Source organism: Pseudomonas sp. UBA5568 (genome assembly GCF_002425525.1).
In the GTDB taxonomy this organism is placed as follows: domain Bacteria; phylum Pseudomonadota; class Gammaproteobacteria; order Pseudomonadales; family Pseudomonadaceae; genus Aquipseudomonas; species Aquipseudomonas fulva.
Map to the genome: position 1 here is coordinate 62,490 of NZ_DIMK01000019.1, position 12,607 is coordinate 75,096.

The following is a 12,607-nucleotide window of genomic DNA, read 5'->3' on the forward strand; positions in this document are numbered from 1 at the left end:
TGATCTTGAGGGTAGGCGAGGCTGGCATGGCTGTCATTGCCCTGGCGGTCCAATCCAGTGTCAGGAAAGAGGGTGAGGCCTGTTCCAGGGCGCTTGCCCGCAAAATGACGGCATCGACAATAGAACAGATAGCCTAGAAGGCAGGAGAACACACCGTGAGCGAACAACCCGCCTCCGGGCACTGGCAACTGCAGGGGATCGTGGCCGGCTTGCGCGGTGCCCGTGAGCAATGGCGCACCCGCAATGGCCGCAGCAGCGGCGAACAAGGTGGCCGGGAGCTGCCGTCGCGCGAAGCGGTGCGACAGATCCTTGAACAGCTCTGCGGCGCGCTGTTTCCCATGCGCCTCGGGCCAGTGGACCTGCGCGAGGAGAGCGAGGATTTTTATGTCGGCCATACCCTGGACGCCGCGCTCAATGCGTTGTTGGTGCAGGCGCGCCTGGAACTGCGCTACGCCGCCCGGCAAGGCAAGGAGGACCTGGCGGGTGTCGACGCCCATGCCCTGAAGCTGATCCAGGGCTTTGCCGCAGCGCTGCCGGGCATGCGTGTACTGCTCGATACCGACGTGCTGGCGGCCTACCACGGCGACCCGGCGGCACGCAGTGTCGATGAAGTGCTGCTGTGCTATCCCGGCATCCTGGCGATCATCCATCACCGTCTGGCCCATCACCTGTACACGGCCGGGCTGCCACTGTTGGCACGAATCAGTTCGGAGCTGGCCCACTCGGCAACGGGTATCGATATCCATCCTGGAGCCCAGATCGGCCCAAGCTTCTTCATCGACCACGGTACCGGCGTGGTGATCGGCGAAACCGCGATCATCGGCGAGCGCGTGCGGATTTATCAGGCGGTGACCCTTGGCGCCAAGCGCTTCCCGAGCGATGAGTCCGGCACGTTGCACAAGGGCTTGGCCCGTCACCCGATCGTCGAAGATGACGTGGTGATCTATGCCGGCGCTACCGTACTGGGGCGTATCACCATCGGGCAGGGTTCCACCATCGGTGGCAACGTCTGGTTGACGCGCAGTGTGCCGCCGCACAGCAACATTACCCAGGCCAACCTGCAGCTCGATTGTCAGGACAAACAGTGATCGTGGACGGTGCCTTGAGTCGGCACCCGCCCGGTGCATGCCCCTTTGCGGCCAGGGGTCGACAGGGCATGTCAGGCTGGCCAAGAGGTGTTTCCAGGGCATTACCAATCGGCGCTTCAATTCGCAATGAGGCTCAAACCATGTTTAACTTGAACGCTTGTTCAATTAAAAAAACGCTGGTCCGCTGCCGGTGTTCATCAGGAGGATTCCTTTGCTGAACCCGTTAATTATGCGTCTTTCGTCCTTTGACGAGGTGCACACGCCATGAGTGCACCGACCCCTTCGCTTGCCCCTGGCAAGATCCGCATGAACCCCCCGGTGTTCTATTTTGCGGCAAGTTTCATCCTCATCTTTGGCCTTGTGGTCATCATCAACCCGGAGAGTGCAGGCCAGTGGTTGCTGGCGGCGCAGAACTGGGCTGCCAACACGGTAGGCTGGTACTACATGCTGGCGATGACCCTGTATCTGGTCTTCGTGGTGGTCACCGCCGTATCCGGCTACGGCAAGATCAAGCTCGGTGCCGACCACGACGAGCCCGAATTCAGCTACCTGTCATGGGCGGGCATGCTGTTCGCTGCGGGGATCAGCATCACGCTGTTCTTCTTCTGCGTCTCGGAACCGCTTACCCACATGCTGCAGCCGCCCCAGGGTGAGGGGGGTACGGCTGAGGCGGGGCGGCAGGCGATGCAGATCCTGTTCCTGCATTGGGGCCTGCACGGTTGGGGCGTCTTTGCCTTCGTCGGCATGGCGCTGGCTTATTTCGCCTACCGGCACAACCTGCCGCTGGCCTTGCGCTCTGCGCTCTACCCGCTAATCGGCAAGCGCATCAACGGGCCTATCGGCTATGCGGTCGACGGCTTCGGCATCATCGCCACGGTATTCGGCCTGGGGGCCGACATGGGCTTTGGCGTGCTGCACCTCAATGCCGGCTTGGATTACCTGTTCGGCATCAGCCACAGCCAGTGGGTGCAGGTGGTGCTGATCACGCTGATGATGGGCGCGGCGGTGGCCGTGGCGGTAGCCGGCGTGGAAAAAGGCGTACGGGTGATGAGCGACATCAACCTGTTCCTGGCCTGTTCGCTTTTGCTCTTCGTGTTGTTCGCAGGCCCCACCCAGCACCTGTTCAACACCCTTATCCAGAACCTGGGCGATTATTTGGGTGCCTTGCCGCGCAAGAGCTTCGATGTCTATGCCTATGGCGATAACCGTGAGTGGCTGGGTGGCTGGACGGTGTTCTACTGGGCCTGGTGGATCGCGTGGGCGCCGTTCGTGGGCTTGTTCATCGCGCGCATCTCCCGTGGGCGGACCATTCGCGAGTTCGTCTTCGGTGTGCTGCTGATTCCGCTTGGCTTCACCCTGGCGTGGATGTCGATCTTCGGCAACAGCGCACTGGACCAGGTCATCAATCACGGCATGACCGCGCTGGGCCAGGCCGCGTTGGACAACCCGTCCATGAGCCTGTACCTGCTGCTGGAGACCTACCCGTGGAGCAAGGCGGTGATTGCCATGACGGTGTTCGTCAGCTTCGTGTTCTTCGTGACGTCGGCAGACTCCGGTACCGTGGTGCTGTCCACGCTGTCGGCGACCGGCGGCGATGCAGACGAGGACGGCCCGAACTGGCTGCGCATCTTCTGGGGCGCCATGACGGCACTGGTGACCAGTGCCTTGCTGTTCGCCGGCAGCATCGACTCGCTGAAGTCAGCGGTGGTGCTCACCTCGTTGCCCTTCTCGCTGATCCTGTTGTGCATGATGTGGGGGCTGCACAAGGCCTTCTACCTGGAGTCGCAGCGCCAGATCGCGCAGATGCATTCGCTGGCTCCCTTCGCCCAGTCACGCCGAGGCCGTGGGGGTTGGCGCCAGCGCTTGAGCCAGGCGGTGCATTTCCCTTCGCGGGACGAGGTGTACCGGTTCATGGACGATGTGGTGCGCCCGGCCATTGCCGATGTGCGTGAGGTGTTCGAGCAGAAAGGGCTGGTGCTGATCACCCAGGACGACCCGAGCCATGACAACGTCAGCTTGAAAGTCGGCCATGGCGATGAACAGCCGTTCATCTACCAGGTGCAGATGCGCGGTTACTTCACGCCCTCGTTCGCCCGTGGTGGCCTGGGTGCCCATGAGTTGAAGAACCGTCGCTATTACCGGGCGGAGGTCTACCTCAGCGAAGGCAGCCAGAATTACGACCTGGTGGGCTACAGCAAGGAACAGATCATCAACGACATCCTCGACCAGTACGAACGGCACATGCAGTTCCTGCATTTGGTGCGCTGATCGCCCCGTCCTGGAAGGGCGAGCCTCATGGCTCGGCCTTCCAGGATCGCCCCGCCTCTCTCCGACTAAGCGCCCTCCGGCTAATAGGGCGCATCGCCCAGAATGGTTGCCCTGTGCATCACCCGCCGGTTCGGCCGGTAGTCGTCCACTGCGTAATGCTGGGTGACGCGGTTGTCCCAGAACGCTACGTCGTTTTCCTGCCAGCGCCAGCGGATCGTGAACTCTGGCCGGGTGGCATGAGCGAAAAGAAGCTTCAGCAGTGCCTCACTTTCCGATTCGCTCAATTCATTGATGCGCGTGGTGAACCCCTCATTGACGAACAGTGCCTGGCGCCCGCTGGCTGGATGCGTGCGTACCACCGGATGAGATAAGGGTGGGTTTTGACGCCGGGTCTGCTCCCAGCGCGCCAGATCCTGCGGAGTTGTGCCAAAGCGCTCCAACGGGAATGACTTGGTGAAGTCGTGGGTCGCCGTCAGCCCGACCAGCATCGCCTGCAGCGGCGCTGACAATCCCTCGAAAGCTGCAATGCCACTGGCCCACAGGGTATCGCCGCCATAGGCCGGCAAGTGCTTGGCACTAAGCACTGCGCCCAGGGCCGGTGTCGGCAGAAAGGTCACGTCGGTGTGCCAAACGGCGTTGTCACGGACGTCAGTGACCGCAGTATCGAGCACCAGCACCTGGGGCGTATCGGGTACGTTGGGGTAGATGGGGTGGATGTGCAGGTCGCCAAAGCGGGCGGCAAAATGCGCCTGCTGGGCGGGGGCGATGGGCTGGTCGCGGAAGAACAGCACCTGATGGCGAAGCAACGCGTGTTCTATGGCGTCGCGCACCTCGTCGCTGATGTCGCGGGCAAGGTCCACGCCGCCGATCTGTGCGCCCAGCGCCGGGCTGAGTGGGGTAATGGTCAGGCTCATGTCGGTCTCTCAGGCAGGCGCCCTTGCGGGCGCACGAGCGGTAGGGTTCAGTGGCTTTGTCCGTGCCAGGGCACCAGTCGGCGTTGCAGCGCGCGTAGGCTCATCTCCAGCGCGAACGCGATCAGCGCGATCAGCAGGATGCCCAGCACCACCACATCGGTGACCAGAAATTGCGCGGCCGACTGCACCATGAAGCCAAGGCCGCTGGTGGCGGCGATCAGTTCGGCCGCTACCAGCGTCGACCAACCGACGCCCAGGCCAATCCGAATGCCTGTCAGAATGTCGGGCAGCGCACTGGGCAGGATCACGTGACGAATCAGCTGGGCCCTGGTCGCACCCAGCGATTGCGCGGCTCGCAGCTTGGCCGGGTCGGTGGTGCGCACGCCCGTGGCAGTGGCGATGGCGATGGGCGCGAAGATCGCCAGGTAGATCAGCAGGACCTTCGACAGCTCGCCGATCCCGCACCAGATGACGATCAGCGGCAAGTAGGCGAGCGGGGGGATAGGCCGGTAGAACTCAATCAACGGGTCGAAGATGCCCCGTGCCACGCGGCTATAACCAATGGCGATACCTATCGGGATGGCCGTGAACACCGCGGCCAGCAATGCCGTGCCGATACGCCCGAGACTGGCGCCAAGGTGCTGCCACAGGCTGGCATCCATGTAGCCCTGGGTGAGCAAGACCCAGGCTTTGGCCGTGATGTCAGCAGGCGAGGGCAGAAACAGGGGCTCGACCCACCCGGCAGCCGTGACCAACCACCAGGTCAGCACTAGGCTGGCCAGGGTCAATGCGCTGATCCAACGGGTGGGCAGCAAGCGAGCCCCGCTGGCGGCAGGTGCTGATTGAACAGTGGGCTCACTGGCCGCTGGTATATCAATGCTGCTCATGCGCGCTCCTGGGATTGACGGTGGGAAAAGACCCGGGCCAGCACATGCTCGCGCGCTTCGATGAAGCGCGGGTCGGACTTGATTGCCCGCGCCGGCTCGCCGTTGGCGTAACGCTGGCCGAAGTCCAATTGAAGCCGCTCGACGATGCGCCCTGGGCTGGGTGCGAGCAGCACCAATTCAGTGGCGAGAAACACGGCCTCCTCTATGTCATGGGTGATCAGGAACACAGGTTTGTCGGCGCGCTGCCAGATATCCAGCAGCAGCGTCTGCATGTGCTCGCGGGTGAACGCATCCAGGGCACCGAACGGTTCATCCATCAGCAGTACGCCAGGCTCGGCGGCCAATGCACGGGCCAGGCCCACGCGCTGCTTCTGGCCGCCTGAAAGCTGCCATATGCGCCGCTCGGCAAACTCTGCAAGGTCGACCAGGGCGAGCATCTCGCGGGCTCTGGCTTCACGTGCCGCGCGTGGCACGCCGGCCAGTTCCAGGCCGAAGGCGACATTGCCCAGCACGTTCTGCCAGGGCAGTAGGGCATCATCCTGAAAGACCACGCCACGCTCGGCCCCTGGCCCCTGCACGGGCACGCCGTCGAGCGTGATGCGTCCCGCGCTGGGGCTGACGAATCCTGCGATCAGGTTCAGCAACGAGGTCTTCCCGCTGCCCGAGGGCCCAAGCGCCACCAGCAACTGCCGCGGCCCTACGCTCAGGGTGATGTCGGCCAGCACCGGGCTCGCGGCACCAGGGTACTGTTCGCTGATGCGCTCCAGTTCGAGCAAGGCCATGTCAGGCTCCTGTCATTGTCTGCAAATTCAGTGGGGGAGGTACTGGGCACTGACGTAGGGGCTGTAGTTCGGCAGTACGGCCTCGACCTTGCCTTGCTGCTTGAGGAACGTGGCCGTGTCGGTCAGGGCCTGGGTAGTGGGCGCACCCAGGGCGCTGGCCTGGTCTGCGGCCAGCGGGTAGACGTTGCCTTGCAGCAACACCGGGATGTCCGAAGGCTTGGCGCCGGACAGCTTGGCCAACTTGGCGACGTTGTCCTGGTTCGCCAGCCAGGCTTGTGGGTCCTTTCGGTAGTCGGCATACGCCTGCAGGGTGACCTGCGCGAAGGCCCTGACCACGTCGGGGTGCTTGGATGCGAAGTCCTTGCGCACGATCCAGGCGTCGAAGGTGGGGGCCCCTGCCTTGCCCAGCTCGCCCGAGGTGATCAGCACCTTGCCGGTTTCCTTCGCCACGCCCAGCGCAGGGTCCCAGACATAGGTGGCGTCGATGTCGCCACGTTTCCATGCCGCGATGATCGCGGGCGGTGCCAGGTTCACGATCTGCACCTTGGCAGGATCGATGTTCCAGTGCTTGAGTGCTGCCAGCAGGCTGTAGTGCCCGGTTGACACGAAGGGGACAGCGACTTTTTTGCCCACAAGATCCTGGGGTGTCTTGATTTCATCGCGCACCACCAGCGCTTCGCCGGCCCCGATCTGCGTGGCGATCAGGAACGTCTCGATCGGCAGCTTGCGCGTTGCGGCGGCTGCCAATGGGCTGGAGCCCAGATAACCAATCTGCACGTCCCCACTGGCAACGGCGGTGATCACATCGGCACCATTGTCGAACTTGCGCCAGTCGATACTGGCTTTGGTCGCCGTCTCGTAGTCGCCATCGACCTGCGACACCTTGGCAGGATCGACCGTCGTCTGATACGCCACGGTCAAGTCTGACGCCTGGGCCATCCAGCTGGCGCCAGCAAGGGCTAAGGTACTGAGAATTCGCAGGGTGCGGTGCGGGTTCATGGTGAGCTCTCATCGGGTAAAGGATGCATGAGCTTAGGCTAATTGATCTAAAAAACTAAAAATAAATAACTTTTAAGAATTAGCTTAGCGCGTGTTTGGCACCCTTGGTCGATGCTTGACCACGCGCAATGGCAAAATCAGCCGACGCTGCTAGGCTCAGCGTCCCTATAGATCCAATTGGAATGAGGTTATGAGCAAACGATTGCAAATAGCCGGGGGTTATGAGAAACCCACTTGCTACAACAAAATGCAGTAATGGTTCCTTACATATTCCTTAAAAGTCTTACCGATTCACAAAACAGTCATTTTGGATTTATAGGATTGTCATTATCCTGTAGCGCAGGTTGGCGCCTTAGACCAAAGTCGCGAAACGTTTAGAAATGATTGACTAAAGGGTCACGCTTTGGGACTAAATCGCCCATCCACGGTGAGCGGGGCAACAGACCCGGCCGCCTGAGATACACAAAAATTAGAACGTAGAGGAGCAAAGCATGTACAAGTCCAGCCTGGCCATGGCCGTGGCACTGGGTGTTCTCGCCCAACAAGCAGGTGCTGCCGGTTTCGTTGAAGACAGCAAGCTGTCGGTCAGCTCGCGCACCATGTACTTCAATGGCGACAACCGTGACGGCGGCGCCGACAACCGTGAATCGGGCCAGGGCTTCAAACTGGATTACCTGTCCGGTTTCACCCAGGGCACCGTTGGTTTCGGTGTAGACGCCCAGGCTCTGTGGGGCATCCACCTCGATGGCGGCCGTGGCAAACACCCTGACAACAGCAGCTTCTTCCCAAGCGATTCCGACGGCTCCGCCGTCAGCCAATGGGCTCGCCTGGGTGCCAACGCCAAGGCCAAGTTCTCCAAGACTGAAGTCCATTACGGCAGCGCCCTGGCGCCTAATCTGCCGATCCTGGTCTCCAACGATGGCCGTCTGCTGCCGCAGACCTTCGAAGGTGGCACCCTCCAGTCGAAGGAAATCGACAACCTGACCATCAACGCCGGTCAGCTGACCCACGCCATGGGCCGCGCCTCGAGCAACCGCACCGGCCTGTCGGTCAACGGCGCCTTCCGTGACAGCAACAAGTTCCGCTATGGCGGCCTGGACTACAAGCTCACTCCAGACCTGACCCTGCAGTACTACTACTCGAACCTGGAAGACTTCTACAAGCAGCACTTCCTGGGCGCTACCCACGTCTTCAAGATCGCTGACGACCAGTCGTTCAAGACTGACCTGCGCTACTTCAACAGCAGCAGCGATGGCCGTAACGGTGACTCGGGCTACACCTTCAACAACAACGGCGGCTTTGCCAAGACGCCTGGCGAGGTCGACAACAAGACCTGGTCGGCAATGTTCACCTACACCCTGGGCGGTCACTCGCTCATGCTCGGTCACCAGCGCGTCAACGACGACGGTGGTTTCGTCTGGTTGAACCAGGGTAGCGTGCGCAAGGACGGTTCGCGTTCCTCGCTCGAAGGCGCCGGCGGCGCCAGCTTCTACCTGTTCACCGACAGCATGATCAACCAGTTCGCCAAGGCCGGTGAAAACACCACATTCGGTCAATACGCCTACGATTTCGCGCGCCTCGGCGTACCGGGCCTGAAGGCTTCGGTTTCCTACCTCAAGGGTGAAGACGGCAAGAACGCCAGCGGCAATGGCCACTTCAGCGAGTGGGAACGTGACGCCCGGATCGACTACGTCATCCAGGAAGGCACGTTCAAAGGCCTGGGTGCGAGCCTGCGCCACGGTGTATACCGCGGCACCGGTGAAAGCTCGTTGGCCGATCAGGACCAGACCCGTTTCATCGTGAACTACACTTACAATTTCCTGTAAGCCGTAGCCACATTAAAGAGCCTCGCCTGATGCGAGGCTTTTTTGTGAGCGAAATTTGTTATGCATAAAAAGCATTAACAAAGCTTTATTTATTCTTTTTAAGGTTGAAGAAATTCAGGCACATTCATTCCACAGGCACCCCAGCACAGGAGCTGCATCCCATGAGCCTCAAACTCGGCGATATCGCCCCGGATTTCGAACAGGATTCCAGCGAAGGCAAGATCCGTTTTCACCAATGGCTGGGCGACAGCTGGGGCGTGCTGTTCTCGCACCCTGCCGACTTCACCCCGGTGTGCACCACCGAATTGGGGCTCACGGCCAAGCTCAAGGATGAATTTGCCAAGCGCGGAGTCAAGGCCATTGCACTGTCGGTCGACCCGGTCGACTCGCATCACCGCTGGATCGACGACATCAACGAAACCCAGCAGACCGTGGTCAACTTCCCGATCCTCGCCGACGCCGACCGCAAGGTGTCCGATCTGTACGACCTGATCCACCCAAATGCCAGCGATACCCTCACCGTACGCTCGCTGTTCATCATCGACCCGAACAAGAAAGTTCGCCTGACGATTACCTACCCCGCCAGTACCGGGCGAAACTTCAACGAGATCCTGCGGGTCATCGACTCGTTGCAATTGACCGATTCGCACAAGGTCGCCACGCCAGGCAACTGGCAGGACGGCGACGACGTGGTGATCGTTTCTTCGCTCAAGGACGAAGAAGAGATCCGGCAACGCTTTCCAAAAGGCTACAAGGCGGTCAAACCCTATCTGCGTCTGACGCCTCAACCGAACCGAGCGTGAATACTGTGTTGCATAGCGCTTAGCCAAGCAGGGATTTTCGGGCCGTTTCGACGGCCCTTTTTTTTTGACCAAAAAACCGACCAGTAAATACCTAAATCGAATAAATAAAGAATTAAATATGATTTATAGATATATAAAGATGCTGATAATGTCGTCCTACCGTAACCCAAGGAAGCGCAGCAATGCTGGTCGTATCAATCGGTGGTAGCCCAAGTCCTCGCTCACGCTCAGGCGTGTTGCTCGAACGTTCGCGGCAGTGGCTCGAGCACCGTGGCGTTGAAGTCGTCACCCTGCAGGTGCGCGACTTTCCTGCCGAAGACTTGCTGCATGCCCGCTTCGACAGCCCGCACGTGCAGCACTTCCAACAGTTGGTGGCCCAGGCCGATGGCCTGATCGTTGCCACGCCGGTGTACAAGGCTTCGTTCGCCGGCGCGCTGAAAACCCTGCTTGACCTGCTGCCCGAGCGCGCATTGGCCAACCGGGTAGTACTGCCCATCGCAACGGGCGGCAGCATTGCCCACATGCTGGCCGTGGATTACGCCCTCAAGCCCGTGCTGTCAGCTCTCAAGGCCCAGGAGACCCTGCAAGGGATCTTTGCCGACGACAGCCAGATCGCCTATGCCGAAGGCAATAAGCCGGCCCAGCTGGCGCCTGCCCTCGAAGAGCGGCTGCACGACTCGCTGGAAACCTTCCACCTGGCCTTGGCCAGGCGCCCGCGCCCGGTAGCACCCGGTGTGCTCAATGATCGCCTGATCAGTGCTCGCTGGAGCATCTGATCCGGCAAACCCGCTGTATCACCTTACTCGCCCGTCAACGAGGCAAGCAGGTGCAACCCGAACCCCATCGCACAGGAGAGCGCCATGCGCACAATCTTCTTGCGTCGTGGTCTGGTCGCCCTGTTTGCGGCGGCTGTGTCCCTCGGCGCCATCACCCAGGCACAGGCTGAAACCCTGCGCATCGGTTATCAGAAATACGGCACCCTGGTGCTGCTCAAGGCCAAGGGCACGCTGGAAAAGCGCCTGGCCGAGCAGGGCGTGCAGGTGCAGTGGACCGAGTTCCCCGGCGGCCCTCAGCTGCTCGAAGGGCTGAACGTCGGTTCTGTCGATTTCGGCGTGACCGGTGAAACGCCTCCGGTATTCGCACAGGCCGCCGGGGCCGATTTGCTGTACGTGGCCTACGAGCCTCCCGCACCTCACAGTGAGGCCATCCTGGTGCCCAAGGACTCGCCGATCCAGTCGGTGCAGGCACTCAAGGGCAAGAAGGTCGCCCTCAACAAGGGCTCCAATGTCCATTACCTGCTCGTACGGGCACTCGAAGACGCAGGCCTGAAGTACACCGATATTCAACCGGTCTACCTACCCCCGGCCGATGCGCGCGCAGCGTTCGAGCGTGGCAGTGTCGATGCCTGGGTGATCTGGGACCCGTACCAGGCCGCCGCCGAGCAGCAGCTGCAAGCCCGCACCCTGCGTGACGGCCAGGGCCTGGTAGACAACCATCAGTTCTACCTGGCCACGCGCAGTTATGCGAATCAGCACCCGGCCGTCATCAATACCGTCATCGAACAGGTACGTGCGGTCGGTGAGTGGTCGCAGGCCAACCCGCAGGAGGTCACCGACCAGGTCGCTCCGCTGCTTGGGCTCACGCCGGACATCACCCTGACGTCCGTCAAGCGCCAAGGCTATGGCGCAGCGCCCTTGACGCCGGACGTAGTGGCGGCTCAGCAGAAAATCGCAGACACCTTCCAGACGCTCAAGCTCATACCCAAGCCGCTGCGCATCAAGGACGTGATCTGGACACCCCCGGCCAAGGTTGCCAGTGCGCCTTGATTGATCTGCCCGTGCCGGGCCTTCCCCGGCTCAGCTATCCCTTAGGAGACAACTCCAATGAGCCTCAACATCTTCTGGTTCCTCCCCACGCACGGTGATGGCAAATACCTGGGCACCGCGCAAGGCGCCCGGGCGGTCGACCATGGCTATCTGCAGCAGATTGCCCAGGCGGCCGACCGCCTGGGGTTCGGCGGCGTGCTGATACCCACCGGGCGCTCCTGCGAGGATTCCTGGCTGGTGGCCGCCTCCCTGATTCCTGTTACCGAACGGCTGAAGTTCCTGGTAGCCCTGCGCCCTGGGATCATCTCGCCGACAGTCGCCGCGCGGCAGGCCGCCACGCTCGATCGCCTGTCCAATGGCCGGGCGCTGTTCAACCTGGTAACCGGTGGTGATCCGGATGAGTTGGCCGGTGACGGCCTGCACCTCAATCATCAGGAGCGCTACGAAGCGTCTGTCGAGTTCACCCGCATCTGGCGCAAGGTGCTTGAAGGCGAAGAAGTCGACTACGACGGCAAACACATCCAGGTCAAAGGCGCGAAGCTGCTGTACCCACCCATCCAGCAGCCTCGTCCACCGTTGTATTTCGGTGGTTCGTCCGAAGCCGCCCAAGACCTGGCTGCAGAGCAGGTCGAGCTGTACCTGACCTGGGGCGAACCGCCCAGCGCGGTGGCTGAAAAGATCGCCCAGGTGCGCGATAAGGCCGCTGCTCAAGGGCGCGAGGTGCGGTTTGGCATTCGTCTTCATGTGATCGTGCGCGAGACCAATGCGCAAGCGTGGGAAGCGGCTGAAAAACTGATATCCCATCTGGACGACGACACCATCGCTCGCGCCCAGGCATCGCTTGCCCGTTTCGACTCGGTAGGGCAGCAGCGCATGGCCGCGCTGCACAATGGCAGCCGCGACAAGCTCGAAGTCAGCCCCAACCTGTGGGCTGGGGTAGGCCTGGTTCGCGGAGGTGCAGGCACTGCGCTGGTGGGCGATGGCCCGACCGTCGCCGCACGGGTCAAGGAGTATGCCGCCCTGGGCATCGACACTTTCATCTTCTCCGGTTACCCGCACCTGGAAGAGTCATACCGGGTGGCCGAACTGTTGTTCCCGCACCTGGACGTACAACGGCCTCAGCCTGCCACCGGCGGCGGCTACGTGAGCCCGTTCGGCGAGATGGTTGCCAACGACATCCTGCCCAAGTCCGTGGCCCAGCGATGAGGGGTACT

11 protein-coding genes are annotated in these 12,607 nt (G+C 61.5%); 7 read left to right on the plus strand and 4 right to left on the minus strand.

Going from position 1 to position 12,607, the window contains the following annotated elements; genetic code table 11:
* Positions 1 to 155 precede the first annotated feature (155 nt).
* Positions 156 to 1,088: a serine O-acetyltransferase EpsC gene (gene epsC / locus B2S33_RS05650; protein WP_027914137.1), complete on the plus strand. Its 933-nt coding sequence runs from the start codon at positions 156 to 158 to the stop codon at positions 1,086 to 1,088.
* A 306-nt stretch (positions 1,089 to 1,394) separates the two neighbouring features.
* Positions 1,395 to 3,356 carry a choline transporter BetT gene (gene betT, locus B2S33_RS05655; protein ID WP_165919275.1) on the plus strand — a complete coding sequence of 654 codons (1,962 nt, stop codon included), beginning with the start codon at positions 1,395 to 1,397 and terminating at the stop codon, positions 3,354 to 3,356.
* Between the two features lie 80 nt (positions 3,357 to 3,436).
* On the opposite strand, the gene tauD is transcribed toward betT, so the two are convergent.
* From tauD to tauA, 4 genes are read right to left on the minus strand one after another with little or no spacing between them, the layout of a single operon-like run.
* Positions 3,437 to 4,270, minus strand: a complete 834-nt coding sequence (gene tauD / locus B2S33_RS05660; protein WP_288650047.1) for a taurine dioxygenase — start codon at positions 4,268 to 4,270, stop codon at positions 3,437 to 3,439.
* A 47-nt stretch (positions 4,271 to 4,317) separates the two neighbouring features.
* Positions 4,318 to 5,157 (minus strand): taurine ABC transporter permease TauC, encoded by an 840-nt coding sequence (tauC, locus tag B2S33_RS05665; RefSeq protein WP_028688185.1) that lies wholly within the window; start codon positions 5,155 to 5,157, stop codon positions 4,318 to 4,320.
* Complete coding sequence (tauB, locus tag B2S33_RS05670) at positions 5,154 to 5,939, minus strand: taurine ABC transporter ATP-binding subunit (RefSeq protein ID WP_288650048.1); 786 nt, start codon at positions 5,937 to 5,939, stop codon at positions 5,154 to 5,156. The genes tauC and tauB overlap by 4 nt, the downstream gene beginning before the upstream one ends.
* A gap of 27 nt (positions 5,940 to 5,966) precedes the next feature.
* A complete protein-coding gene (tauA, locus tag B2S33_RS05675) occupies positions 5,967 to 6,938 on the minus strand; it encodes a taurine ABC transporter substrate-binding protein (RefSeq protein WP_145279325.1) in 972 nt (323 codons plus the stop codon).
* A 491-nt stretch (positions 6,939 to 7,429) separates the two neighbouring features.
* Between tauA and B2S33_RS05680 the strand changes: the two genes are divergently transcribed.
* The 5 genes from B2S33_RS05680 to ssuD all read left to right on the plus strand — a co-directional run bounded on the left by B2S33_RS05680 (position 7,430) and on the right by ssuD (position 12,599).
* Complete coding sequence (locus tag B2S33_RS05680) at positions 7,430 to 8,764, plus strand: OprD family porin (RefSeq protein WP_027914131.1); 1,335 nt, start codon at positions 7,430 to 7,432, stop codon at positions 8,762 to 8,764.
* A gap of 161 nt (positions 8,765 to 8,925) precedes the next feature.
* Positions 8,926 to 9,567 (plus strand): peroxiredoxin, encoded by a 642-nt coding sequence (locus B2S33_RS05685; RefSeq protein WP_049696777.1) that lies wholly within the window; start codon positions 8,926 to 8,928, stop codon positions 9,565 to 9,567.
* A gap of 182 nt (positions 9,568 to 9,749) precedes the next feature.
* The gene (gene ssuE, locus B2S33_RS05690; protein WP_023535782.1) at positions 9,750 to 10,343 is read left to right on the plus strand and encodes an NADPH-dependent FMN reductase; all 594 of its coding nucleotides are present in this window, start codon (positions 9,750 to 9,752) and stop codon (positions 10,341 to 10,343) included.
* Positions 10,344 to 10,427: 84 nt separating this feature from the next.
* Positions 10,428 to 11,393, plus strand: a complete 966-nt coding sequence (locus tag B2S33_RS05695; RefSeq protein WP_027914129.1) for a sulfonate ABC transporter substrate-binding protein — start codon at positions 10,428 to 10,430, stop codon at positions 11,391 to 11,393.
* A 57-nt stretch (positions 11,394 to 11,450) separates the two neighbouring features.
* Entirely contained in the window at positions 11,451 to 12,599 is a 1,149-nt protein-coding gene (ssuD, locus tag B2S33_RS05700; RefSeq protein WP_027914128.1) for an FMNH2-dependent alkanesulfonate monooxygenase, read from the plus strand.
* Positions 12,600 to 12,607 lie beyond the last annotated feature (8 nt).

Coding starts and splice junctions, on each gene's coding strand:
- betT (WP_165919275.1), top strand. CDS start 1,395: ATGAACCCCCCGGTGTTCTATTTTGCGGCAAGTTTCATCCTCATCTTT.
- tauD (WP_288650047.1), bottom strand. CDS start 4,270: ATGAGCCTGACCATTACCCCACTCAGCCCGGCGCTGGGCGCACAGATC.
- tauC (WP_028688185.1), bottom strand. CDS start 5,157: ATGAGCAGCATTGATATACCAGCGGCCAGTGAGCCCACTGTTCAATCA.
- tauB (WP_288650048.1), bottom strand. CDS start 5,939: ATGGCCTTGCTCGAACTGGAGCGCATCAGCGAACAGTACCCTGGTGCC.
- tauA (WP_145279325.1), bottom strand. CDS start 6,938: ATGAACCCGCACCGCACCCTGCGAATTCTCAGTACCTTAGCCCTTGCT.
- B2S33_RS05680 (WP_027914131.1), top strand. CDS start 7,430: ATGTACAAGTCCAGCCTGGCCATGGCCGTGGCACTGGGTGTTCTCGCC.
- B2S33_RS05685 (WP_049696777.1), top strand. CDS start 8,926: ATGAGCCTCAAACTCGGCGATATCGCCCCGGATTTCGAACAGGATTCC.
- ssuE (WP_023535782.1), top strand. CDS start 9,750: ATGCTGGTCGTATCAATCGGTGGTAGCCCAAGTCCTCGCTCACGCTCA.
- B2S33_RS05695 (WP_027914129.1), top strand. CDS start 10,428: ATGCGCACAATCTTCTTGCGTCGTGGTCTGGTCGCCCTGTTTGCGGCG.
- ssuD (WP_027914128.1), top strand. CDS start 11,451: ATGAGCCTCAACATCTTCTGGTTCCTCCCCACGCACGGTGATGGCAAA.